19 protein-coding genes are annotated in these 25,584 nt (G+C 33.2%); 2 read left to right on the forward strand and 17 right to left on the reverse strand.

The features are described from left to right. Nucleotides 1–26: 26 nt before the first annotated feature. The 8 genes from MTP08_RS09490 to MTP08_RS09525 all read right to left on the reverse strand — a co-directional run bounded on the left by MTP08_RS09490 (nt 27) and on the right by MTP08_RS09525 (nt 14,516). Nucleotides 27–443, reverse strand: a complete 417-nt coding sequence (locus MTP08_RS09490) for a thiol-disulfide oxidoreductase DCC family protein (RefSeq protein WP_243575805.1) — start codon at nt 441–443, stop codon at nt 27–29. Then, nucleotides 444–902, reverse strand: coding sequence for a heme-binding domain-containing protein (locus MTP08_RS09495; RefSeq protein ID WP_243575806.1), 459 nt, complete (start codon nt 900–902; stop codon nt 444–446). An 831-nt stretch (nt 903–1,733) separates the two neighbouring features. Beyond that, entirely contained in the window at nt 1,734–2,966 is a 1,233-nt protein-coding gene (locus tag MTP08_RS09500; protein ID WP_243575807.1) for an McrC family protein, read from the reverse strand. A gap of 2 nt (nt 2,967–2,968) precedes the next feature. Continuing rightward, nucleotides 2,969–5,404, reverse strand: a complete 2,436-nt coding sequence (locus tag MTP08_RS09505) for an McrB family protein (RefSeq protein WP_243575809.1) — start codon at nt 5,402–5,404, stop codon at nt 2,969–2,971. Nucleotides 5,405–5,428: 24 nt separating this feature from the next. Beyond that, a complete protein-coding gene (locus MTP08_RS09510) occupies nt 5,429–8,572 on the reverse strand; it encodes a type I restriction endonuclease subunit R (RefSeq protein WP_243575810.1) in 3,144 nt (1,047 codons plus the stop codon). Next, on the reverse strand, nt 8,569–11,748 hold the full coding sequence (locus MTP08_RS09515; protein WP_243575811.1) for a P-loop NTPase fold protein: 3,180 nt from the start codon (nt 11,746–11,748) through the stop codon (nt 8,569–8,571). Before MTP08_RS09515 ends, MTP08_RS09510 begins: the two co-directional genes overlap by 4 nt. Before the next feature lie 31 nt (nt 11,749–11,779). After that, the gene (locus MTP08_RS09520; protein ID WP_243575812.1) at nt 11,780–12,961 is read right to left on the reverse strand and encodes a restriction endonuclease subunit S; all 1,182 of its coding nucleotides are present in this window, start codon (nt 12,959–12,961) and stop codon (nt 11,780–11,782) included. After that, nucleotides 12,951–14,516: a type I restriction-modification system subunit M gene (locus MTP08_RS09525; RefSeq protein ID WP_243575813.1), complete on the reverse strand. Its 1,566-nt coding sequence runs from the start codon at nt 14,514–14,516 to the stop codon at nt 12,951–12,953. Before MTP08_RS09525 ends, MTP08_RS09520 begins: the two co-directional genes overlap by 11 nt. Before the next feature lie 819 nt (nt 14,517–15,335). On the opposite strand from MTP08_RS09525, the gene MTP08_RS09530 reads away from it, so the two are divergent. Next, a complete protein-coding gene (locus MTP08_RS09530) occupies nt 15,336–16,151 on the forward strand; it encodes an RNA polymerase sigma factor (protein ID WP_243575814.1) in 816 nt (271 codons plus the stop codon). Nucleotide 16,152: 1 nt separating this feature from the next. Next, entirely contained in the window at nt 16,153–17,247 is a 1,095-nt protein-coding gene (locus MTP08_RS09535) for a hypothetical protein (RefSeq protein ID WP_243575815.1), read from the forward strand. A gap of 372 nt (nt 17,248–17,619) precedes the next feature. Here the strand turns inward: MTP08_RS09535 and MTP08_RS09540 are convergent, their stop codons facing one another. The 9 genes from MTP08_RS09540 to mnmE all read right to left on the reverse strand — a co-directional run bounded on the left by MTP08_RS09540 (nt 17,620) and on the right by mnmE (nt 25,526). Beyond that, nucleotides 17,620–18,258, reverse strand: a complete 639-nt coding sequence (locus MTP08_RS09540; RefSeq protein WP_243575817.1) for a hypothetical protein — start codon at nt 18,256–18,258, stop codon at nt 17,620–17,622. Next, nucleotides 18,255–19,136 carry a toprim domain-containing protein gene (locus MTP08_RS09545; protein ID WP_243575819.1) on the reverse strand — a complete coding sequence of 294 codons (882 nt, stop codon included), beginning with the start codon at nt 19,134–19,136 and terminating at the stop codon, nt 18,255–18,257. Before MTP08_RS09545 ends, MTP08_RS09540 begins: the two co-directional genes overlap by 4 nt. A gap of 224 nt (nt 19,137–19,360) precedes the next feature. Further along, on the reverse strand, nt 19,361–20,359 hold the full coding sequence (locus tag MTP08_RS09550) for a virulence-associated E family protein (RefSeq protein WP_243575820.1): 999 nt from the start codon (nt 20,357–20,359) through the stop codon (nt 19,361–19,363). A gap of 265 nt (nt 20,360–20,624) precedes the next feature. Further along, nucleotides 20,625–20,909: a helix-turn-helix transcriptional regulator gene (locus MTP08_RS09555; protein WP_027374281.1), complete on the reverse strand. Its 285-nt coding sequence runs from the start codon at nt 20,907–20,909 to the stop codon at nt 20,625–20,627. Nucleotides 20,910–21,194: 285 nt separating this feature from the next. Beyond that, nucleotides 21,195–22,109: a HipA domain-containing protein gene (locus MTP08_RS09560; RefSeq protein ID WP_317232999.1), complete on the reverse strand. Its 915-nt coding sequence runs from the start codon at nt 22,107–22,109 to the stop codon at nt 21,195–21,197. Nucleotides 22,110–22,131: 22 nt separating this feature from the next. After that, nucleotides 22,132–22,467 carry a HipA N-terminal domain-containing protein gene (locus MTP08_RS09565; protein ID WP_074235061.1) on the reverse strand — a complete coding sequence of 112 codons (336 nt, stop codon included), beginning with the start codon at nt 22,465–22,467 and terminating at the stop codon, nt 22,132–22,134. Next, complete coding sequence (locus MTP08_RS09570) at nt 22,464–22,676, reverse strand: helix-turn-helix domain-containing protein (protein ID WP_076784036.1); 213 nt, start codon at nt 22,674–22,676, stop codon at nt 22,464–22,466. The genes MTP08_RS09565 and MTP08_RS09570 overlap by 4 nt, the downstream gene beginning before the upstream one ends. 157 nt (nt 22,677–22,833) lie before the next feature. Beyond that, nucleotides 22,834–23,973, reverse strand: a complete 1,140-nt coding sequence (locus tag MTP08_RS09575) for a site-specific integrase (RefSeq protein ID WP_243575822.1) — start codon at nt 23,971–23,973, stop codon at nt 22,834–22,836. Nucleotides 23,974–24,140: 167 nt separating this feature from the next. Further along, a complete protein-coding gene (gene mnmE, locus MTP08_RS09580) occupies nt 24,141–25,526 on the reverse strand; it encodes a tRNA uridine-5-carboxymethylaminomethyl(34) synthesis GTPase MnmE (RefSeq protein WP_243575823.1) in 1,386 nt (461 codons plus the stop codon). Nucleotides 25,527–25,584 lie beyond the last annotated feature (58 nt).

Below are 25,584 nucleotides of genomic sequence, written 5' to 3' on the forward strand. Positions count from 1 at the left end.
TCAAACTCCAAAATGTAAACCAATTATTAAAACTCAATAAACTTCTTCCTTTGATTATAGTCGGGTACAAAGCATTTTTGATTGGCTAATTTCTTCCTGTTTTTCGATATTACATCATAAATACTGTCTGTAATTTGCTTTGGGAACACGTTTGCAATGAAAGAAATTTTATAAATACCACCTAATAAATTGGCAATTTTAAGCACAGCTTTAGACTTTATCAAATAGTAATGATTAGGTTTCCAGAGATACAAAGTATTGAATTCGATACTATTTAAAGCCCTTTCTTTTAAAAATTTTTGCCCGAAATCTGACTGTAACGAAGCAAATAAAAACTCATCTTTCTTATCCTTTTCCAAAATCCATTGTACCCAAAAATTGCAGAATCCACAATCTCCATCGTAAAAAACAACATGTTTTTCTTGCCAGTTTTGCTCACTCATTTATTGCAATTTACGTTTAGTTTCTTCAATCTCTCTTTTGAAATATTGGATAAGTTCTTGTCTTTCGCTATCGCTAAGTTTCGCATCCTGATGCCCAAGATAATAAGACTCCAATGGCATTTCATGTTTCTCCAACATTTCTACACACTCTTCCATCTTATTAATTTGCCTTTTCGGTTCATACATAGCAAAAGTGGAAAAATTAAGATGCTTTCTTCCCTCGTTGATATGATTTTTCACCCACCATGAAGCTGGAGCAATATTAGCATACCACGGATATTTTGTTTCATCGGAATGACAATCATAGCAAGAATTATTAATAAGTTTAGAAACTTGAGATGGTGTCTTTTTAATCTGCAAAAAATCCATTCCTTTATCTACAGGTTTGTTCGTTTTATCTATCGGAAAAAACTGTATTATGATGAACGCAACCAATATAACGACAAGTATTTTTTTCATGAAATAGATTTTTTAGATTTTTTTTAATAATTTCAAAATTAATGTTCAAAAAAACATACTAAATATAGCTGATTTTTTTGTTTGAAGAGCTATTTGTAGAAATAATTATATAATTAAAAACCAAAAATTATCAGAAAATGTCAATTAATGTATTATCATTTAGTTGTATTATGAGGCTTAGAAAATGACGATTATTTCCCGATACAGTATTTAAAGAAGTGGTTATTAATGGTGGTTTACACAATACAAGGTGTACAAAAGTGGTACAGGATTAAGATGCTGCAACATCTTTTTTTTCTACTTTTTCGCACGAATCTCGTCGCGCTAAACAATTGCAAACCAATGCTTTAAAGTTTTTTATGATAAATTTAAAAATACATTTGTACTACTTCTGTACACCTTAAACCTTGTAACTTGCAGTAAACTAAATACTTAACACTTCCCGAATACTACAGTGATAATTGATAGATTTCGCCAGTACAACTCAATTTTCACTAATTGTGTAGGACGAAATAATTTACAGTTTTTACATTATAGCTCAAATTTCTATCAAATATTTTAATCAATTATGAACACAATCTTTCAACCAAATCCTCCTGTATAAACTCCAGTTGCGAACGTCTCTCACGGATATTATCAACTATTTTTATTGTATTTTGATTAGAAAATAAATAATATAATAATATCTATTATTACTAAGTAATAAATAATATCACTGTATTACAAAATATATTGAATTTATTGTTCCAACTTACCTATCGTCGAATCATTTTTTACTGTTTGACACTATAAAATTAATTCAGTCTTTTTTGAGTTGTTACTCAAAATGAGTTAAAGCAAATCAACAAGATGTTTTCCAATTGATTCGTCCAGTTTCCCTTCAACATTAAATATAGAAATCCTTCCCAAACCGCATTGATGATTTGGATCTTCTTTTATCTGAACAAAAGATTTAAAATCATTTAGATTGTTATTGTTTGAAGGATAAAGCAAAAGTGATCTTTTACTTTTCCAGTATTCGTTGTACACATACATCTGTCTCAAATCATGAGTATTAGGTTGAGACTGATCGATATTTTTCCACTTGGTATCAATAATTAAAACTATATCATTATCTTTTTCTATTACAATATCAGGACGAATGGTAATACCATTCCAAAATAGCTTTGAATTTTGACCGTAGACTGCAATATCATTATCCTGACATGCTTGTTTTAATCTTACCAGAACATATTCTTCCCAAAGACTGTTCATATCAAAAAGCAATGCCAGCATCTTTTCAGAACCACTTGAAATGTTGGGAGCATAGTTCAGAATAATTAATCTAGCGATGGCTAATGCATTTTCATACGGAGCTGACTTTCTCGATTTTAGAATTCTCGTAAAAGTATTTTCATTGGCGTTGATAGATTTTACTTCAGGAAAATTGAGCTGTACCGTCTTGCATTTGCTGTACAGATAATTGCCTTTTGATAGAGTCGAAATAATTTCTAAAGCTTGACCTAAGATTTGGTGAATCAAATGGTCTTTATCATACACCTGATGCGTAGTGTAGAATCTTTCTTTATGAACAAGATTTTTATTGATATGACCTGCAAATTCGAGTTTTCCTTTCAATGCTTTTACATTTCCTGTTTCTTTATAATATTGCTTGATTAATCCTTGATGTATCAACAATTGCACTTCATTCAGAAACCATTCGAAATAAATATCTAATAAGTGGATAGATTGTCTAGAAACATTCGCCTGACCTACCTGTTGAATGTTCAGTTTTTTAGTGACACGCAACATTTCTATTAATACCTTTTGCCACTTTGTTTTGTTTTCCTGATCTTCAGATTCGTAACGGTCAATCTTGGGAAGGATTTCAATAGTCAGATTGTCAACCTGAATGACGCCAACAAACTGCTTAAATCTTACTCCATTATGACTCAAATCAAAATATTTGTTACTATGTAAAACATTTAATTTTGAGAGAGCTACAAAATGTCGTTGTTCAAAATCACTGCTTCCAATAGGTAAGAAGCTGTACTCAAAAACTTGAATGGTATTTTTCTTCAGCATTTTTAAGCAAGCAATGTCTCCAATGCAATATCAAAATTAAACGCGTCATCCTCAAACGGAATTAATTCATAAGACTTCAAGATTTCAATTTCATTTCTTGTCTCAAACTCAGCAAATATGTTTTGAGTATTGATTTTAGAAATTTCTTTTTCACGAACAAATCCTTTTCCAAGAATCAGTCCGATTTTACCATAATCATTGTAAAAATATTCTTGAAGTAAGGGAATAATTTCGTTTTTAAAAGACTTTTTGAAATCTTCTTTAATGAAATAAGAATGCCCAAGTGTGTAATTTTTATCTAACAACAACTCGATTCTTTGATTAATCTTCTCCATAATATCAACTCTCAAGTAGTCTATGAATTCTTTCTGTTCTACAACTTTCAATTCTGGCATCATTTCAATGAAACTAAATCTTCTCCTAAGTGCTGTGTCCAAAGCTTCTACACTTCTATCCGCAGTATTCATCGTCCCTATGATATATAAATTAGATGGGATACCAAAATCTCTTTTGGAATAGGGTAATTTTATTTTAAGTTCATTCTTTGCTCCTAGTCTTTTATCTTCTTCAATAAGAGTGATTAATTCCCCAAAGATAGCAGAGACATTCCCTCGATTGATCTCATCTATAAAAATAGCATAATTACTATCTGGATCTGCAGTGGCTTTCAAACATAATTTTTTGAATATTCCATCTTTAATCTCAAAACCTAATTCTGTTTCATCCTCTTCTAATCTGGGTTTTATTCCTTCAATAAAGTCTTCATAGCTGAATGACTGGTGAAAAGTAACAAAATCATAATTTTTAACCAATGTTTCTGCATTTCCAATAAAATTCTGAGTAGAGTTTAAAATTTCAGAGGCTTCCGGATAATATTGGTTCAATAGCTCAACATCAATTGTCCAATTTGAATCTTCATCCTTACTAAAATAAAGTGGTTCTGATCTATCTCTTACTTTTACATTTGGACATTCTAAGATTGTGTGACTTTGCAATTGTCTCCATATAGTAGGTCTCACATTATTGGAATTAGATAACTTTTCTTTAATTTTTACTAACTCGTGATCATATATTGTATTGACTTTAGCAGTTTCTAAATCTAGTAATGCAATGCTTATTACTTGCCACCAACTCAATTCTGATACTAAATTTTCAAGAAATTGATCTCTTGATAATGATGAGCCTTTAAGCGTAAATTTATCAAAAAATTCATTTTGGAGTCTATGAGTCTTTCCTGTTCCAGGTGGACCATATAAAATTTGATTTAAATTGTCGTTGTCCATAATATTCGACTTACTGTCATTTGAGATTGTGTTGTTTTTTGATACTGTCAAAGAATCTATCAGACTAAATGTATCACTATAACCTTCTTTTACCTTTTGAATCGTGTCGGCAGTAGCAATATTAAAACCTGACCAGTCACCTATTGCATTATTCAATTTTCTCTGTGATTTGTTAATCCAGACAATTTTAATCACTTTATCTTCAGCATAACCATTTTCTAAATATTCGTTATTAAGAATTACACCTATGCCGGCCATATTTTTGGTTCCTCTTCTGACTATAACTATATTACCATCAAATACTTTATCTAAAGGATATTCACCACCTCGTGTTTTATGATCTCCTGAACTACCAGCACGAACCTCATTGTTGCGGACAAAATCATCGTAATAATCATTGTGCTTTTGCCCATCAACCATTGTGCTGATTTGGCAGAAGTTTTTCTTTAAAGCATGTTGTTTTTCTTTGCCCGTAAACTGACTAAGAAATAGATTTACTTCATAAGGGTAACAATTTGGAAATTTCTCTTTGTAGAATTCGAGTAGTTGTTCATATTTTGCAAGTCCTATATTATTAATTTCTTTCCCAATATTTGTTGAAGTTGGAAGTAGTGTAGCTGTTCTTTCATCAATAGGTAAAAACTTTTCAGCATTTATCAAAAATAATGTCTGTGTTAGTTTTACAACACCAACATTGATTATTGATAGTATATTTTTAAATTGTTCGTTATTAAGATTTCTATCATTTATAGCATCTGAAAATAATCCCCAGATGATATCTACAGAAATACTAATTCCATCATTATCAATATATTCTCCTTTTTTATAATATAAACTTTTTGTTTGAGGCGTTGGCGTAGGAAAGTGCCAATCTGTTGGCAAATCTATATCTAAAGAAAAAGCATCTATACAATTTTGAAAACTTACAACTCTTTGATTTTTTGTATTTTTTTGTGCCAGTGTATATACAAACGATAACGGATCTACTTCCGGGTTCGTATATATTGGATGGGTTTCACCAAATACATCTTTGGCTTTTTCTTTTAAGAGTATATTTCTTTTTTCTTTATCTTGACCAATCAGATCTATTGCTTTACAAACTGATTTGAAAAAATCAACCCAATCATATAATTTTACATTTTTAAATTCTTTCATACTAATTAAAATAACTCACATTAACTACCTATTCCTCTTAAAATTCTCCGCCTGCTCCAGCACATTCTTATACACCTCATCCTGCGTGATCGGCGGATAGCCAAACTCGTGCAGCTTCACAATGATTTCCATTTTCAATTGCGCTTTGATGTCATCCCTGTCGCTCCAATCCGGAAATCTGGCAGTGTCATCTACAATCTTTTTAATTTCTCTGGCGAGCTCCAGCATTTTGTCTTTGTCGAACTCAAAACCATATTGCTTGCAGATCATATCCAGAATGTCGTAAAACGCTTTTTCTTCGTAGTCAATGCCTAAGTCTTCAAAAGAAGCCATTTCAGTACGCAATTTTAGAATCAGGTCGAGAATTTGTTCCGAAGTATCCGCTTGGATACCATCGTAATCCAGCAGGTCGGCTTCGCTTCGTTCGTTGTAGCTGTTGATAATTTTTTGTAGCCTTTCAGAAAATTCGATGCCTTTCACCTTGTTTACCTTTTTGAAATCAGAGATCGCCTGGTTCAGCAGTCTTTCCAATATTTTAATCTTGGTATTCGGCAGTTCAAGGGCGTCGATTTTTTCTAAAAACTTATCGTTGAACAGATCTATCGCATTGGCTTTGTTGTCATCCAGTTTAAAGATTTCTTCCACGCCTTCCGAGACGATGGCATCTTCTACCATTTTGCTCACTTTGGCATTCATCTGTGCCGTGTCGGGAGCTTCGCCTTTGGTCAGTTTGACGACAATCGATTTAATGGCAAAGTAAAAATGGATCTCATCGGTTTCTTTGTCATTAAAGATTTCCGAACCGCAGGTTAAGTTGTAAGCGGCCTTCAATTTTTTCGTGACATCCACAAAGAACTTTTCCGACTTTTCGGTGAGCAATACCAATTCAGAGGCACGGTTCAGACAATGCAACTGCTCAACGAGCGAACCTTTGAAATAATCCGTGGTATCAAACTGATAGAAAAACTGTCGCAGTAAATCCAACTGGTCTTTTACAATAATCACCGCCTTATCAAGGTCTTCAAAATCATCGGCTGCAGTCGTGTTATTGAATAATCCCAAAGCGTGATTCAGATTTTTCTTAATGCCAATGTAATCGACCACTAGGCCTTTATCCTTACCTTCAAACTTTCTGTTCACACGGGAAATCGTCTGAATCAAATTATGCGTTTGCAAAGGCTTATCGATGTAGATCGTGTCCAAAAACGGAACATCAAAACCAGTGAGCCACATATCCACAACGATAGCTATTTTAAAGTTGGAATGGATCTGTTTAAACTGTCTGTCCAGTTCTTTTCGGTCTTCTTTATTGCCGAGCAGATTCCACAAACTCTCTTCGTCATCTTTGTTTCGGGTCATCACCATTTTGATGCGCTCGATGGGTTTGATGTCTTTCTGCTCTTTTTCGCTAAGGTTTTCTGCAACACTTTTTTCACTCCATTCGGGTCTTAGCCTGATGATTTCTTTATAAAGTTTATAGGCAATTTCACGTGAGGCACAAACGAACATGACCTTTCCGGCAACGGTCGCTTTCTCCTCGATTCGTTTTTCATAATGCGTAATGAAATCCTGTGCAATCGCTTCAATTCTTCCAGGATCGCCCAAAATCACTTCCATTCTGGCAATGGCTTTCTGGCTGGCTTCCACGTGGTATTCCGAAGCGCCTTCTCCTACAGCGTTTTGATAATACTGTTCAATTTCCACCACTTTTGAATGGTTCAGATTAACCTTGGCAGCACGACCTTCATAAACCAACCGAACCGTAATCTCATCCACCACCGATTCAAACATGGTGTAGGAATCTACCACAGGACCAAAGACATCCAGAGTCTTATCAATCGGCGTTCCCGTAAATCCTACATACGTCGCATTGGGAAGAGAATCGTGAAGGTATTTGGCAAAGCCGTATGATTTTTTCACACCATCTTCATCGACGCGGACTTTCAAATCCAGATTCACCTGTGAGCGGTGGGCTTCGTCGGAAATACAGATGATATTGGTGCGATCACTTAAAATCTCGCTGTCCTCTGCAAATTTCTGGACGGTCGTCAGAAAAACGCCGCCACTTTCCCTGCCCCGCAATCTGGTACGAAGATCGGCTCTGCTTTCTATGTTGATAATATTTTCATCGCCAATAAAATCCTTGGCGTTGGTAAAATCTCTTGACAGTTGGTCATCCAGATCGGTACGGTCGGAGATGATAATGATGGTCGGACTTGCCAATTGCGTGGAACGCATCAGCAGTCTCGACAGGTAAAGCATCGTATAACTTTTCCCGCAACCTGTTGCTCCGAAATAGGTTCCGCCTTTTCCGTCGCCTTCCGGTTTTCGGTGCTTTTGGATATTGTCAAACAGTTTGTTGGCAGCATAATACTGCGGATAGCGGCACAGGATCTTTTCTTCTTTTTTAGTCGTATCGGGAAACCAAATGAAATGATGCAAAATATCACAAAGCCTTTCCCTGTTCAGCATTCCGTGGACAATGGATGTGGCGGTATGAATGCCCGTCAGTGCTTTCTTTTCTTCACCTGTTATTTTGTGCCAACCATAGAAGAAATCGTAAGGCGCAAACAGAGAACCTGCTTTGTTGTTCACGCCATCGCTGATGATGCAGAACGCATTGTATTTCATCAGTTCCGGAATATCTCTTTTATAACGCTTGGTTAATTGTTCGTATGCATTAAAAATTGTAACGTTTTCTTCAATCAAAGTTTTAAACTCAAAAACCACCACCGGAATCCCGTTGATATACAGAATCAAATCGGGAATGCGCAGTTCTTTTCCCTGAATCTCCAGCTGGTTCACAATCTTAAAGCAATTGGTTTCCAGAATACTGGTTGAATCAAAATCTATATAACGAATGTGTAAATCTTTTTTAGCAGGATTGTTTCTCTTAAAAATCAGACCGTCTGCCAAGAGTTTGCTAATGTATTTATTGCTGTCATACAGATTAGATGAAGGTTGGTACGCCAGTTCATTGATAAGGCTTTCCAGCTCTACCGCTTCCAAATCAGGATAACGCGACAGCAGAAAATCACTTAAATCTTCCCGAATCAAAACATCTTGGTTTGATGCCCGAACTACGTCTTTGCCATTCACGTACTCATAGCCTTCCTCTTTCAGAAGATGGATGAATGATTTTTCTAATTGGGATTCGGTGTATTTCATTGGTTTTCCGTATTTCCTTTTGGTTTTCTAATATCAATTTTTTTTGCTAACTGTTCAATCAGATCGTTGGATTCTCTTTTTTCATTAATAGTATTTCGAAAGCCATCTTTATCAGTTGTCGGCGCCTGCTGATAAATATTTTTAGCGAAATCTGAATTTGAAATCAGAAATTTCACAAAATCGCTATCAGATAAAAATTCATTCTTGATAATTAATCTAAATATATCCTTTTGATTACTTAACAAATCATATTTTAAGAAATATGGTAAAATTAATTTTGCAACTTCTAAATTTAAGGTTATTGAAGAATTTAAAATCTGGTCTCTAATATTTTTTAATGTATTTACAACAGAAAGGTCAGCATTGTTTTCGTCATACTTTTTCAGAATCTTCCACCATTGTTTATCTATTTTATTACCAGATTTTAATAATTCAATAAACTTATTTTCATATACATCCAACGATTCCTGAGTTAGGCTTTCTAGCTCTAAATGTTCAAAATACTTAAAATGAACATCTGATTCATCATCAAAAACAGTTTCATAAGTATCTTTATAAAAATTTTTAAAATCACTATTAAAAACCTCCAAGAAATCTTTTGTCATTCTAGAGTCCAGATTTTTAATGGAATCGCTAATAAATTCATCATCTAGTTTATTTACGTCAAGATTATCCTTGTTAATTTCCCACTTATTTAATTCGGTAATTAATTCGCTGTCATCTATTTTTAAACTATCTTTAATTTCTTGATATTTGTTTATTAAATCAATAATATTTGCAGTCTTTTTTACAGAAGTTAACGGAAACATTGACAAAATAATCTGCCTAAACAATGGTGCATTTTCAAATGTCTTAGACAATAAAAGTAATTCACCATAAGAGATGTACTGCAAAATTATTTGTGCAATTTTACTAGCTCTTTCTTCATCTTCTGTATTGAGAACATTATTAAAAGTACTTTTGTAGGAGGTACTAAATGTATTTCCTTTAGCGATTCTCATTGATATAAAATCATTTACTATTGGCAATTCTGATGTTTTATTATTTGTATAAAAAGTATATATCTCATCATCATCTAATAAATTTTGTAGCTCAGCACTTTTTTTAACCGTTTCCTTTATTTTAATCAAAGTATCATTTGCTAGCTTAGTATCATTTTGATTTATAAATTTTTTAAATGCATTTTTTAACGATTCACTATATTGTTTTGAACTAGTAGTTTGAGCAATAATATCGGTGTGCTCTAGCGCTAAAACATCTTCAATTTTCAATTTGGAAAGATGTAAATCAAGTTGATAAAAATTTGTTTTTAATTTATACTTTTTATAATCATCACTTTTGTATTCGATTAATTTTATAAAATTACTAGCAGAGATTGTTTTTTCATTTAAAGCAGCATTAATTCTATCATCACCTAAATCTTTTGAGATATCGTCTATCAAATCTGCATAGTTTTCTATATTACTGTCATCTATTAATGTATAATAATTTGCTAATAATTTAGATAAATAAGTATCATCAGAAATATTTCTTAATAAAGTCACTTGCCAATTTTCAATTTCTAATTTTCTTACAATATCAAGCTTTAATATTTTACTATAAAAAAAATCCCACGCTTGACTTATATGCAACTTAGAAAGATTTGTTTCTTCATCTAATTTTGACAATGTTAATATTGGATTTTCTAAAATCTCCAATTCAGTAATCGCAGAATTAAATATTGAGTCAATAAACTCAGATTTGCATATAGTATTAAATTGTTCTACATCATTTTTATTCATTGAATCTTTCAACTCTTGAGTGTATATGAGCTCTATTGCATTTTCTACATCAATATGGTAAACTATTGCAGTTAATTGTTTTGCAAAATCTTTATCGTTGCTATAAAACGATTGTAGACCTTTTAGGTATTCTAGATTTGTAATAGCATCTAGAGGATTTTTTAAAATATCATCCTTTTTTAGAACAAAAATTGCTATATACCTTTCTTTAAAGCTGTCGTCTAATAATTTAATTGTGAGTATTTCATTTATAAAAGATATAATTTCTCTCGGCGTTATTCTTCTATTCAAAAACTCATAAACTTGCATAACCAATCTTAACTCATCCTCATCATAGTTTATAAAAGCTTTCTTCCATTGTTCAGTAAAAAACTTTTTCCAGTTAGACATAATTGGCAAAGTGATTCTAAATACAATATCAAAAGTTTTATTTACATAATCATCCCCAAATTTAGTATCTAAACCGTTCAATTCTTTAAATGCATTTTGAATGTGCTCTCGATCGAAGGGAATGATAACTTTAATATTATCATAAACTTCTTCAGCAAAAAAGATATGAATTGATGACCATATGCTTTGAATATGTTTTTTAGGCAATCTGTCAAAATTGTCAAATACAATTACGACTTTTTCTGTAAGATCTTCATCAATTTGTTTCATCCATTCTCGAAACTCTTTAACAGTAGGTTCTTTTTCACTGATTACTTCAATTTTAGTTTCTGACTCCTTTTGGCTATGATACACTTTAAATAATTCTTGTGCAGCATCTTGTCCATATTTTTTAAATCTTCCCCATCCGGTTAAATCATTTTTATCATTTAATTTGCCCTCTTTTTTGTATTTACAATAAAATTTTATGAACAATCCAAATAAGAGTATGATTGGCAATAGAACAATTGGAATTTTAAGCCAAACATTTAATTCTTTTGCAAACGCATTCACGGTTGGCACATAAATAATAAGCAACAAAGAAAGTATAAACCCAATACTCAAATGTGGTATATTTGTGGTTGTTGTATTCTTTTCCTTACTAGTAAGTGACACTAATTTTTTTTTCCAGTCGCTATTTCCTTTAACAATACTCTTTATGGTTATAAAATCAGTAAGTTCAGATAATATTGAATGTCTCTGTTCGTCTTCTTGATGCCCCCAAACATCATAAACAAAAAATTCATGAGTACTTTCAAGCTTTTTATCCAGTAGTCTTATCAAGTTACTTTTACCAGAACCCCATTCACCATCAATTCCAATAATCTTAAATTCTGGATCATCTATGATTTTTTCACTAATAACTTGCGCTATTTTATCTTGCGATTTATTTTCAAACAAATCTTCACCTAGAGGTTGATTCGTTAGAAACTTTAATTTGCTCTCGTTTGTAGAATTATCTGTCATCTTTTTGTGATTATTAGTTTTAGTTTTTTTATTAAGTACTCACTTCCTCCCCAACCGCCAACCGCGACAATAACAAACTTTGTAGTTTTGTGAGTATTTGGTTTTGATCAGCTATATTTTTTATTTGCTTGAAAAGCTTTTTTACAATTTCTTCAAATTTTATATAAATTATATTATTATCCGCTTTCAAAACATCAATATTATTTAAAATTCCTTGTGTTAAGAGTGGGTGACTACTTCCTTCGCTTTTAGAATTAAGATTTAAACTATTGAGTAAAAGAAAATCATAATATATCGTATCATTTTTTGAAATTCCAGCTAAAGCATTATCACTAATCCATATTTTACTATCGTTATAATAAACTGAACCACAATAAGCACCTACACGACCAATAATATTTAATCTTTCATAATTATTTTGATTTACATACTCAATAATCCCATTACCTCCATAAACAGGAATATTTCCATTACTATTTGGCTTAATTTTGCCGTTTTTAATTAAAACAAAATCTTCAAGCTTACCAACTTCCCACCCGTCCGGAATCTCCTTCCCAAGCTCGTCATTCAAAACCATTTTACCGCCGGAAGATTTGTAAGGTTTCCCTTTGACCATCCCGTCCTGCGGACACCCCTCCGACGGAGGGGAATAGGGAAACTCAAAATCCACAAACCAATGTTTATACAAAGCCTGAGCAGTAGCTTCCAACTTTTCGCAAATCTGCTCGTTGACTTTTATTTTGTTGGCTATGCTTTGGTATTGCGAAACAATTTGTCGTTGTTCTTCGATGGAAGGAATGGGTAATTCAACTTCACACATTTCTTCCATATCAAAAAATTCGTGAGCACTTCCGTGAGATTTGAAGCGTGCATATCTGTCAAATTCGGGTCTTGTAAACCACATCTGTAAATAATCAGGATGCAACACATTCTCATCTCTTACCTCAAAAATCCTATACGATGGAGAAACAATACAACTTTCGCCTTTTCTCAAAGCAATTGATATCTTATCGCCATTACGTGTAGTTGCTCTATTAAAAACAAATTGATTATAATGAGCTACCCGATATTTCGACAAGTCAATCCCGATGATGTTTGTTTTCGCCTTTTGGAAATATTTGTTATTGCTTACACCTTGCAACAATTTGTATTTATCCCCATCATTGAACTCCACTTTTTCAATGATATAATCACCAAGTTTTTTATAGCTCATAACCTAATGATTTAAAGACATTTTCAACTTCAATTTTTAATGAGGATTCTTTATCAAAAAGAACCTTTAGATCTGATGTAATATCATTCATCTTTTCATCGAAATTGAAATCCTCTTCAATGTTTTTGAAGTCGATATATTTACTTGGAACCAATGAATAATCTTTCTTACGAATTTCATCCAAAGAAACACTCTTGCAATATTCATCTACATTTTTATAGTTTTCTTGCCACGTTTGCAATTGCCATTGATGATAATGTTGAGCAATTTCTGAAATTGAATTTTCATCAAATTCTATAAATTTCTTCTCAAACGGAACACCTTGCTTTCTTAAATCAAAAAACAAGACTTCATTGGAACGATCTCTATAATCTTTTATAACATCATTTAATTCAATAGTTCTTTCTTTTTTATTTCTATTAATAATCCACATAGAAACACTGATGTCTGTCGAATAAAACATACTTCCAGGCAAAATCAAAATAGCCTCCACCAAATCATTTTCAATAATCTGCTTCCGGATTTTATATTCTTCGCCACCACCACTCAAAGCACCGTTTGCCAAAATAAATCCGGCTACTCCATTCTGAGAAAGCTTGGAGATCATATTCAGGATCCACGCATAATTGGCATTGGATTTTGGTGGCACTTCATAGCCTGCCCATCTTGGGTCGGTTGTGAGTTCGTTTTCTGCACGCCAGTCTTTTAAATTAAAAGGCGGGTTTGCCATAATGTAGTCGGCTTTCAGATCTTTATGCTGGTCATCGCCAAAAGTATCTGCCGCTTTATTCCCCAGATTAGAAGAGATCCCACGTATGGCGAGATTCATCTTGGCGAGTTTATAAGTGGTATTAGTGAGCTCCTGACCGTAGATAGAAACGTCTTTTTTGTTGCCCTTATGTTTTTCAATAAACTTCAGCGATTGTACAAACATCCCACCCGAACCACAGGAAGGGTCATAGATTTTCCCTTTGTACGGTTCTATCATTTCAGCGATAAGGTTCACGATAGACTTAGGCGTGTAAAATTCTCCTTTTCCTTTCCCTTCGGCAATCGCAAATTTGCTCAGGAAATATTCGTACACACGCCCCACAATATCGTGGGCTTCGTCGCGCAGCGTATCAATATTGTTGATGGTATCCAGCAATGCCGAGAATTTAGACTGATCCAATCCGAGACGGGAAAAATAATTATCGGGCAAAGCACCTTCCAGAGATTTGTTGGTACGCTCAATGGTTTTCAGGGCAGAATCTACAATCAATGTAATATTTTCCTGCTTGGCGTTTTCCATAATGAAAGTCCACCGAGATTCTTCGGGAAGATAAAAGACATTCTCAGCCTGATAGAATTCGGGAATATCCAAAAATGCTTCTTTGTGTTCGTTGACAAGTTTCTGTCTTCTTCTCAAAAATTTGTCATTTGCAAACTTTAGGAAGATCAGACTCAACACAACGTGCTTGTATTCTGATGGTTCTACAGAACCTCGTAATTTATTTGCGGAATCCCAAAGGATTTCTTCAGTACTTTTTGTTTTTGCAGCTGTTTTCTTTGCCATTGTATCTTTTGTGAACAGAGTATTTTAAATAATCGTTAAATATAACTAAAGGACAACAAAAGAAAAAACGGTTAACCGTATAACAAGTATTTTTTTTAAAATTAATTTGAAAGACGCTATTGCTCGCTTTACTTTATTTCTCTGAAATGCTAGTCGATCAATTTTAGTGTAAAAAAAATACCAACTCTCGTCGGTATTTTTAAATATTGTACTTTTTTAAAGTCCAGCCATCTCAAAGAATTTAGACAACTTAATATTCTTTGCCTCGCAAATTCTCATTATAGTAATTAAACTAATTTGATAATTGGTATCTTCTCTAATTCTTCTTACAGTCTTCTAGTCAATATTATTTTCAGTTGCAAATTGACTGTTATTATTCCTTGGAATAACCCATTTATCCCTTATAAATTCAACAATCTTTCTATTTGCAATTTTCATAAAAGCAAATAAAAGTGATATTGCGTAAAATAATTCGGACTAAAATCCGAATTATCCAATTTTTTTATATATTTGTAAAATAAGTTACTGCTTTGTAACTTTGCGATAGTTCAAAGAAATATAGAAGCTATTGCTTAGATTCTCGACTAGAAAACTGGCACTTTTCAAAAAGCGATGAGATGATAAGTAAATGTGCCCACGACTTCGGCGTGGGCTCACTTATCGTTGCTTGGTATGCCAGTACCTCTAGTCGGTAAGTTGAGTTCCACGCCTTTTCTTTTGTGCAAGATATAATAAACTAAGGAATATAGTAAAGAGTAGAATTCACCTTATTAATTTAAGCAGTTCCTTCCAGCAATAATTAGCTAAAATCCGCTGCTTATGAAAAGAACAAACTCTTTACCCAAAAAATTAACCAATTTTCAGTTGTACGAACTGCTGAAAAAAGGTAGTCCAATTGCTCTGGAATACATTCATCTGCGCTACAAAAGACTTCTTTTCTGGTCTGGATGGCAGGTGCTGAAGGATGATTTCATAGTGGACACTATTGTTCAGGATACCTTTCTCAAATTGTGGCTGCACCGCGATACCATTGAATCGCCTAATCACATTACCGGCTTTTTACGGTTTGTGATGAAAAGGGATTGTATTGCGTATGTCACTGCGCCAAGGAATAAATTCACGCGCTTAATGGCTTCCCTTGACAGTTTTGAGAATTATCAGGAATATCTTGCAGGTTACGATCCTTTGAAAGATAAAGAGTATTTACATAGCCAGGAATCAGACCAAAAGAGATTCGATGAAATCACAAAGGTTTTACCCGTACTGAACCCCAAAAGGAAACACCTGATAGAACTTTGCCTAGAATACGGCTTTCAGTACAAACCCATCGCAGAAGCTATGGGAAGCAGCGTGACAGGCATCAGCACGGAGGTGAGCAAAGCCATACATGATCTTCGGAAAATTCTTAAGGTAACTACTTTTGAGCAGCCAGAAGAAAAAGCTTTTGACAAAGAAGAGCAGTTAGAAAAACTCAGCAGTCAGCAGCTCGAGATTATTAAAAGACGGTTTAAACAGAAGTCTTCATTTGCGGTCATTGCACAAGAACTTAAACTTTCTGAAAAGGAAGTGCATCGGGAATTTCTTTACGCCTATCAGCATCTGCAAAATCAAAACCTATCTGAAATACTCCTTTGAAATGGAAAAGTCTACGATAACCTTAACACGGAAAATTCAGCTGGTGATTGATGTTCCATCTGAGGATAAAAGCAAAATGTGGGAAAAGCTCTATAGGTATCAGAACCGCTGTTTCAGGGCGGCTAATCTAATTGTTTCCCATTTGTACGTACAGGAAATGATCAAGGATTTCTTTTACCTCACTGAAGAAATCCAATATAAATTAGTTGACGAAAAAAGAGATGAAATGGGAATCTTCAACCGTTCTAAAACAAATACAACTGCACGCATGGTCTTTGACCGTTTCAAAGGAGAGATCCCCACAGATATTCTGGGATGCTTAAACAATACAATTCAATCTACCTTTTCCAAAAACAAAGCCGACTACTGGCAGGGAACAAAATCACTGACAAACTTTAAAAAAGACATTCCTATTCCGCTTCCGGTCAAGTGCATCAGCAAAATGAAGTATGACCCTGAAAAGAAAGCGTTTACCTTCAATATGTTTGCGATTCCGGTCAAAACCTATTTAGGGAGAGATTTCTCCGATAAACATTTGGTACTGGAGCGGCTGTTAAGAGAAGAGATCAAGCAATGCAACTCACAAGTCCAGCTGAAAGACGGTAAAATATTTTGGCTATCTGTCTTTGAGTTTGAAAAGGAAAACCATGGCTTAAAACCAGAGATCATTGCCGAAGCATCTTTGTCTCTGGAACATCCCATCGTGGTAAAAGCCAACAATGTGCGAATGACTATTGGCTCAAAAGAGGAATTCCTCTACCGCAGGTTGGCGATTCAGGCGAGTAATAAAAGGATTCGAGCAGGAGTGGCTTACTCCCGTTCGGGAAATGGAACCAAACGGAAACAGAAGGCATTGCAAAAAACAGAGAATTTGGAAAACCGTTTTGTGAGTCATCATCTCCATCTGTACAGTCGGCAGTTGATTGATTTCTGCATCCGACAGCAGGCGGGCACATTAATTCTTAAAGATCAGGAAGACAAAATAGGGATTGCAAAAGAACAGGAGTTTGTACTTCGTAATTGGAGCTATTATGAATTGCAGACAAAAATAAAATACAAAGCAGAAAAAGCCGGAATCGAATTGATTATCGGATAGCTAAAAAATGAGGGTGCTTGTAAACCCGTAGGGTGAGGTTTTGAACACTCACTAAATACTGGAATTAAATACTTTTTCCGGTGTATACAATGGCGTGGGTTTCTTTTTTCTAAAAAAAAGCATGAAATTAGAATAGTTGGTGGAGGATAGAAATAAAATTACAGAATAAATCATATTCTTTAAAAAAACGAGTTCCAAAACAAAAAAAAACGAGTTCCGAAGTTTTTTCACCCTTTTCGCGGAAAAGGCAAGAGAGTCTAGGTAGTATAAAATGTAAATTTTGTACGTACAAAGACACATCTTGCTGTAAAGTTTTCAAAAGTCAAAATTTTATTTAGTCTACCTTAATTTAGACCAGTCGAATAGTTGATTTTAATCTAGGTTCGGTCTTTTAATTAGTGGAAGATTAGATAACGAAGAATTTCCATTAAAGTGTGAAACCTCAAGGGTATTCATATTTTTTTCAAGAGTAGATTTCCAATTCAAAATAGGTCTTCCCAATGAATTTTTCCAATCTGCTTCTTCCCATTTCTGAAATTTTTGAATCAATAAATCATCTAGTTTTTCTGAATAGTCTTTTAAAGTTTTTGCAAAATCTATAAACTGTTTTAAGTTCGGATATTTTGAAAATGAGCTATTGGTATTAATTTCCGATTCCTCAATGGTTTTTAATTCATCACTAGGTTTATCTATTGTTTCATAGGTATTTGGTGTTACTTTTGGCATTGGGTTTCCATTTAAAATAAAACGATTTGGAAAACCCTGATTTCTATTGTAATCCAAAAGTCCTAAAAGTTTGAGTTTGTTTTTTGCAGTGATGACCGTTTGCCTGGAAAGCCTAAGCTCTCTTGCAATTTGATAGTCTGATAGAACTATTTCTTTTCGTGGATCTTCACATTTATATAGGATAAAAGTAAAAACAGCTATAGTATTTGCTCCGATTTTATTTTCTGAATTTAAATCAAACATTTTATCAAATAAGTTAATATCAAAAGTTTTTGAATTTTTCATCTCTTAAATGCAGATTTGTATTGTTTTTGAACTTCTTCAGTTTTCTTAACAAGATATTCATTCAAGTCCTTAAAATTAGAATAGAAAGCTCGACAGTCTTTTACATTTTGTAATACATCACTGATGATTTCTACAGCACGATTCCCAGCTTGGTCATTATCAAAATAAAGCTCAATATTTTCATATTTTTCAAGAGAATTTTTAATATTTTGGATCATCGAAACAGAGTTCAAAACGAGATAATCAGACGGTTCTTTTGCCAATTGATTTTCTACAGTTTTAAATGAAAGGAAATCAAAAAAACCTTCAAAAATCCTAATGAAATTTGAATTGTTTTTAATTGTTGAAACATCTTTTTTACCCAAACAAATCTTAGAGTATTTATTGCGGAATTCATAACCACCAGAATCATTTTTGAAACCTATCCCAAAATAATTCTTATCGTCTATCCGATAATGAATCTCTTGTAGAAATTCGGTTTGATCTTCAACTTTTCTGCTCTTTAAATATTCCAAAAGTGCAGAATGCCTGACCGCTTTCACGCTAGTTATCTCATAATTTCTGCGTTGGTTATTACACTTCAGACTAGGACTGTTTTGCTTTTGAAAAGAAGAAAAATTTTGATTGTCAGCCCAATTCAAAACCCCATTGATGGAAGTATTCAGGTATTTTTTCATAAAGTCTGTATTATTCCCACCAATTCCTTCTGAAAATAGGTACCAATAGTTGAGGCTTTTATTGATTTTAAAAGAGGCCTGGGATTCGCTGGCAAAAGGATTGAGATACCAGGCTTCTTTTTCATTTTGTTTCGTGGGAAGGTGTCCGAGAGAAAGGAGGACTTCTTCCAACGAAATGCTATTGAATTGTTTGCAGTTCATAAAATTTTGTGTTTTGTTTATAAAGTTTTGTAATTCACTTACCTTATTACCTATGCCTTTATTCATTGAGAGTTTTAAACATTTACATCCTACCTCCCTTTACCTGCTTACCTATATTTTAAGTAATTAGGTAAGTTTACTTTTGTAAGTTACCTTATCATAAACTTTGTGTCAATGGTGGTTTTCGCAATGTTGAGGTAAGTGGTAAGTAATTTTAGATTATATCATTCATCAATTTTCCTTCGGATCAAATATCCATAGACTTGTCTTTTAGGATGTTTAATTCTGTCGTAGTTTAGTGCAGTCAAGGCTTTACCAACTTTTATGATATTTAGACGTACCCCTAGTGCATTATTCATAGCAAGCATAATGTCCGAAGGTGTTAGAAATTCACTTTGAAGTTTTGATTTTTCGAAATGACTAAGAATAATTTCCTGTTCCAGAGATACCTGTTTGAATTTTTCATTCCGCCTTTCGTTTTCCAGGATATCTTCAGCCGTCAGTTCCGGATTGTAATTTTTCCTTTCAAAAGCATTGTAGTATGCTTGTGACCAAACTTTTTCAATATTGATTTCCTTAGAATAATTGAAATCAATCTCCAAAACTTCAAAAATCTGCCACCGCACACTTCCGGTTTCATCGGTTAAAAAATCCGACCGGTTGGTAGAGCCACAAAACGAAGCTGTCCGGTGCATCAATGACGATTTGCGATCGTAAGGCAAACGTGCATTGACGGTATTTTTAGAAATGAAAGACTTAAGAATATTGACATCCGTTTTTGACATTACCGAAAGTTCATCAATATTGACCAGAAGGTTTTTGCATAAAGAAATTAAGCCATCTTTATCAACACCAATGTCTTCTGTATAATATTGTTCAAGATTTGCAGGAATGAGAAATCGCAGAAAACTCGTCTTTCCACTATTCTGCTTAGTATTGAAAAGAACAAAACACTGTTTGTTGATGTAACCAGGTTTTAAAGCACAAATTACAGTCCTGGTTAACCACTTTTCGAAATACTTTAGGAATGATTTATCATCAGTCGTCTTTACATAACTGCAAAGCTTACCGATATGATTCTCGTTGTCCCAATCTTCCAAATTTTCGAAATATTCCCGAATCGGATTGTATTGCTGAATCAAATGACTTCTGACCAGAATTTCCAATTTATTAATTGGAATATCAATTCCTGATCTAACAAGTTCTATAAATAAAGAATTCAAATTGAGCGCTGACCATTTTTTATCCGATACAAGTTTAATTTCAAGCTCAAGAGAGATTCTATTGAACCTAATTGAATATTTTGAATTCAAATAATTAATCGCTCTGTCAAATATTGTTTTCGTTTCAGTCTCGATTTGATACAGAATTTTATTTTCTTCCATAAAGCATTTTTTGATTTTGGAAGAACTCGCAAATAATTTTTATATTTGCTCTTTACTTCCAGTAAAACAAACATTTAAACCTAACTATGGCAGTAGTTAGGTTTTATTTTTTGCGTAAAGAAAATTCTATTGCCTCTTGTTGGATTTCGTCATTTGATTTATGACTGTTTTTCAGCAACCATTCGTCAATTTTTTTCCGTTCAAAGAATAGAATTTTGCCAGATGGTTTTGAAAATGGGATAGAGTTGGTATGAACCAATTTGTAGATATACGATTTCTTGAACCCTGTGTAATCTGAAAGTTCTTCTACATTAAGAATTGCTTTTAGTCCGAAAATATGCTTTTCAATTCGGTTGAGCTTATGAATGATGATTTCGTTATTTTCCATCTGTTTCTTTTAATTGATTTAACAAAACAAAAGTCAACAATAAAAATCACAAACAAAAGACTATCAATAACATGCGGGCTAAATAAGAATATTTTGGACTAATCTGAAATGTTAAAAGGCTAAATAAGATTATTCTGGATTCAACTGAATTAAAAAGCCATTTTCATTAAGGTAAAAAAGTGAAAATGAAATTAATGACTCAATCACTGATTACGTTATATCCTTTCTCATAAATTCGTGTAGGAATTGTGCAAAATAATCTAGATAACTCATAATAAAAAATAGTTAGTTATCTTTAAGATATTCTAATCGATGACTAAGTAAATCTTTATATATTTTTTTCTTTTCTTCATCAAGGAAAGAAATACTTATTAATTCCTTCATCTTTTCTTCCTCTTTTATAAATCTTTTAAAAATATTTTCTATCTGTCTTTCAGTCAATCCAAATTTTAATCCTAAATTGATAAAGTCAGCTTTTGTTAATCGGCTCTTCTTCCCCCCAATTGTCAATGCTGTTTCTTCTTTATCTTCCGGTAAATGAAGTTGGACATTAAGTAAATCATAAGCGGGCGATAATACCCAATCTTCACCTTTCAAAATCATAGAAAAATTCTTTAGGTGCATATCATTATTCCCAGTGATGTAACTAAAAATAGATACTTCATAAAGTCGTACAACATCAAGTAAGGTATTAGAAGAATACTCATTCACAGCTTTGCCCACCTTCTCCATAGAGCTTTTATACTTATCAAATGCTTCTGTTATTTGAAACATATCCAGCATATGTATTTTCCTAGATCCTGTTCTATCAATTCTTTTGGTTATGTAAGAAAGTTCCCCTGATTTCAATCTTATCAATGAAGAGATTACAGCTTGGATTCCTAATAATTCTGCCAATTTCATTGTCAAATGTTCGTTTTCAGGCATTTGAGGAAAAACTACATTTTGAGGTTTCAAGATGTAATTTCCGCCTAGAGCTTCCAGAACGGTTAATCTTCCTCTAGTCCCATCTTCCAATTTTTCTTTTACAAAACTTAAAGACAATTTTGGTTGTACACCTGGTACTGAAATCGATGTTTCTATGACTTCCTTAGCTAAAAGTTCCATTTCGCTCAGAGTGTAATTAAGCAATGGAGCTGTTTCTGTTCCAAAGATTTTTTTACTGCATTTTTTATGAAAGTCAATCTCGTTGTCTTTCAAAAACTGATAACAAAAAAGACACTTATTCATCAGTAGATAAATCTAAAGGTTCAACACTCACCGATCCGATACAATTTTTACAACAAGCTAAAAGTAAGCCCATCCGATCATTTTTATTGATTTTCCAGTTATCAGAAGCAATATCCAAAAGCCAACCTTCAGGAATAAGTCCTTCAAAAAAAGGAAATAATCTTTTGTCTTTGTACACTTTGTCAGTTACAGGCATAGAAAATGTCAGAAACTGTTTAGGATATTCTTTAATATAAGAAGACTCATAGGCGAATGTATATTCGCCATCATTAGTTTCTGTAATGATTCCTGCAAAAATATCATTGTAAAAAACTTTTCCTTGTCTCATTCTTCAACTTCTTTAGAATTCATTGGAATAAGCTTACTCCCAAACATCAAAAGAACCTGATTGACCTTTGCTAGACTCAAATTATCTTTTCCTTGTTCGATTTTACGAACTACAGTAAGAGCAACGCCTGTTCTATCAGCAAATTCTTCTTGGGTTAAATTAGCTTCTTTACGTTTTTGCTTTACAAAATTTGATAAGTTGGTGTACATAATTATATGCTTTTACATCTATTGTGATACAAATTTACAAAATATATGCAAATAGATATAAAAATATAGAATAATCATATATTATATTTAAAAGCATATAATTGAAATATTATAAAACTAGTTTAATAAAGCAGATTTTTTTAAGATAAGAGTTATATCACAATTCAATATTTAATTCCGGAATAATCTCAGCAGCTTCTTTCATTTTGCTATCCACTATTCTTGCATAGATCTGTGTCGTTCTTAATTCTCGATGTCCTAATCTTTTGGAAACTGTGTAAATATCTGCACCGTTTTCCAACAAGAGAACTGCATTCGTATGTCTGGCAGAGTGAAAAGTAATATGCTTAGGAACTGCAGCACGATTACACCAGCGTATAATTTCAGTATTGTAGGTCATTCCATACTTCAAACCTTTGAAAACTCTTTCTTGCGGATCTTGTCTTTCTCCTAACAATTCTCTTGCTTGTTTTGAGATATAAAGATATTCTACACCATCTGTTTTTTCCTGTCTGAAGTTGACTTTTGATATATCACCTTCATCACGAACTTCTTTCCAAATCAAAGTATTGATATCCGACCAACGTAGCCCCGATAAGCACGAAAAAAGAAAAGCTTTCTTCAAAACCGGATATTTACATTCAGCTTTAGATAAACGTTGTAATTCATCAAAAATCAGATATTCTCTTTGGCTTTCAGCCTGTTCAAAGGATTTGACTTTTAATGCGTAATTTATAGTCAGATATCCATTATCGAAAGCACTTCGGAGTGAAGCTTTAAACTTATTGAAATATGAATATTTTGAATTTTGAGAAAGTGGTAGCTCACTTTTAGTAAGAGCATCTTTTTCGAAATATCGGTGAACTTTCTTGACGAAACTTTCATCTATTTCTTCGAAAGTCATATTTTTCGGAACAATCTTTTTGAGATGTTGTAGAGTAGATAACCAATTCCCGTAATTGTTAGAAGTATCCTGCTTTTGCTTTTCTTCTGTCAGTTCAGCAAAATAATTTAGAAATATTCTTTTGGACTTTGCAGTGTTTTTTAATTCAAATCTCCCTTGCGCATATTCAGCTTTTCTAATTGCAAGTACGTTTTCTGCAAATTCTAAAGCTTCTTTATTTTCTTTTTTTTCTTTTGCTGTTTTTGGATCTGAAATTAAATAAGAATCTAGATTCTCAAAGCTTCTGAGATGTTTTCTTTTTCCGTCTTCAGTAATTTCGGAACCACGATAAAACTCAATAGACAGACTGATTCTTCCATCTTTCAATTTTCTTTGACTAAGTGATATTTTCATAACTTTGGATTTGTACTACTTTGTACTACTTTTCACTATTTTAATATCCTGAAGTGGTACAGAAGTAGTACAAATATATAAATAAACTCCAAAAAGAGAAAATAAAATTTTTATAAATAATTGATAATCAAATAAAAGAAAGAAAAAGAAACTAAAGAAAAGCTAAATTATTTCCCGATACAAAACTTAGAAAAAATATTCCCCAACACTTCATCATTAGTAAATTCGCCGGATATTTCTCCGAGATTTTCTAAAGCATTGCGGAGTTCGTAAGATAATAACTCTGTGGTAATTTGAAAATTGACCGCTTCTTCCACTTTCCTTACGGAAGTAAGGGATTTTTGCAAGGCTTCATAATGCCGCTGATTAGTGATGATAACATTTCCTTCTTCAGATTTCAGTTGCTCTACATAGGAAGATAATTCATTTTTCAAATCTTGGATATTCTGATTTTCAACTGCTGAAATTTTGATAAAATCAAATTCCTGAGTGATAGATTCTCTTAAAACATTTTCTATGCTTTCATATTGATCAGGAATTACCTCATCAATTTTTGTGGCACAGATAATCAGTTTCAAATCCTCTCTCAATAAAGATTTTAGCATATCAATATCTTCCGAAAAATCTTGGGTTGAAGCATCTATAAGATAAATAAGAACTTCAGCATTTTCTACTTTTTCTTTAGCTTTTTTGACACCAATAGCTTCAATTTCGTCCGATGTTTCACGCAAACCTGCTGTATCAATAAGTCGGAAAGCATGTCCTTTTATATGAAGAATTTCCTCAATAGTATCTCTTGTAGTTCCTGCAATATTGCTTACAATAGCTCTTTCTTCTTTCAACAAAGCATTTAAAAGTGTAGATTTTCCGGCATTCGGTTTCCCGATGATGGCAACCGCAGTTCCGTTTTTGATGGCATTTCCATATTGAAAACTTTCAATCAGAGAATTCAGTTTTTCTTCAATTTTAGAAAGCAGAGATTTCAGTGCAGCTCTGTCGGCAAATTCTACATCTTCTTCTGCAAAATCCAGCTCTAGCTCAATAAGTGAAGTAAAATTCAGCAAGTCGTTTCTTAGGAAAGAAATCTCATTAGAAATTCCGCCTTTTAACTGATTTAAAGCCACTTTTCTACTCGCTTCATTTTCAGATGCAATCAAATCTGCAATAGATTCAGCTTGGGAAAGATCAATCCTTCCATTCATAAAAGCACGCATGGTAAATTCACCTGCTTTTGCCATTCTTGCTCCGTTTTTTATTAAAACCTCAAGAATTTTTTTGGCAATATAAGGCGAACCGTGAAAAGAGATCTCCACAGAATTTTCTGTTGTAAAAGTTTTTGGGGCATGAAATACCGAAACCATCACTTCATCAATTACCTCATAATCATCTTTTATAAAACCATACTGAACGGTATGAGAAGCTACTTTCGTTAGATTTTTACCTTCAAAAACCGCATTTACAATTTCAAAAGATTTTTCTCCGGAAATTCTGATAATTCCGATTGCTCCCATTCCGTTGGCAGTTGCCAGTGCGCAGATTGTGTCCTGATTCATAATGCAAAATTACGGAAATTTAAAAAGTGAAAGCTTTAATTTTCGAGGATGTGCACAC

This window comes from Chryseobacterium oryzae (assembly GCF_022811665.1).
GTDB lineage: Bacteria > Bacteroidota > Bacteroidia > Flavobacteriales > Weeksellaceae > Chryseobacterium > Chryseobacterium oryzae.

What these genes read in the sequence shown, in the direction of transcription:
- MTP08_RS09490 (WP_243575805.1), bottom strand. Translation starts at nt 443, where the DNA reads ATGAGTGAGCAAAACTGGCAAGAAAAACATGTTGTTTTTTACGATGGA.
- MTP08_RS09495 (WP_243575806.1), bottom strand. Translation starts at nt 902, where the DNA reads ATGAAAAAAATACTTGTCGTTATATTGGTTGCGTTCATCATAATACAG.
- MTP08_RS09500 (WP_243575807.1), bottom strand. Translation starts at nt 2,966, where the DNA reads ATGCTGAAGAAAAATACCATTCAAGTTTTTGAGTACAGCTTCTTACCT.
- MTP08_RS09505 (WP_243575809.1), bottom strand. Translation starts at nt 5,404, where the DNA reads ATGAAAGAATTTAAAAATGTAAAATTATATGATTGGGTTGATTTTTTC.
- MTP08_RS09510 (WP_243575810.1), bottom strand. Translation starts at nt 8,572, where the DNA reads ATGAAATACACCGAATCCCAATTAGAAAAATCATTCATCCATCTTCTG.
- MTP08_RS09515 (WP_243575811.1), bottom strand. Translation starts at nt 11,748, where the DNA reads ATGACAGATAATTCTACAAACGAGAGCAAATTAAAGTTTCTAACGAAT.
- MTP08_RS09520 (WP_243575812.1), bottom strand. Translation starts at nt 12,961, where the DNA reads ATGAGCTATAAAAAACTTGGTGATTATATCATTGAAAAAGTGGAGTTC.
- MTP08_RS09525 (WP_243575813.1), bottom strand. Translation starts at nt 14,516, where the DNA reads ATGGCAAAGAAAACAGCTGCAAAAACAAAAAGTACTGAAGAAATCCTT.
- MTP08_RS09530 (WP_243575814.1), top strand. Translation starts at nt 15,336, where the DNA reads ATGAAAAGAACAAACTCTTTACCCAAAAAATTAACCAATTTTCAGTTG.
- MTP08_RS09535 (WP_243575815.1), top strand. Translation starts at nt 16,153, where the DNA reads ATGGAAAAGTCTACGATAACCTTAACACGGAAAATTCAGCTGGTGATT.
- MTP08_RS09540 (WP_243575817.1), bottom strand. Translation starts at nt 18,258, where the DNA reads ATGAAAAATTCAAAAACTTTTGATATTAACTTATTTGATAAAATGTTT.
- MTP08_RS09545 (WP_243575819.1), bottom strand. Translation starts at nt 19,136, where the DNA reads ATGAACTGCAAACAATTCAATAGCATTTCGTTGGAAGAAGTCCTCCTT.
- MTP08_RS09555 (WP_027374281.1), bottom strand. Translation starts at nt 20,909, where the DNA reads ATGGAAAATAACGAAATCATCATTCATAAGCTCAACCGAATTGAAAAG.
- MTP08_RS09565 (WP_074235061.1), bottom strand. Translation starts at nt 22,467, where the DNA reads ATGAGACAAGGAAAAGTTTTTTACAATGATATTTTTGCAGGAATCATT.
- MTP08_RS09570 (WP_076784036.1), bottom strand. Translation starts at nt 22,676, where the DNA reads ATGTACACCAACTTATCAAATTTTGTAAAGCAAAAACGTAAAGAAGCT.
- MTP08_RS09575 (WP_243575822.1), bottom strand. Translation starts at nt 23,973, where the DNA reads ATGAAAATATCACTTAGTCAAAGAAAATTGAAAGATGGAAGAATCAGT.
- mnmE (WP_243575823.1), bottom strand. Translation starts at nt 25,526, where the DNA reads ATGAATCAGGACACAATCTGCGCACTGGCAACTGCCAACGGAATGGGA.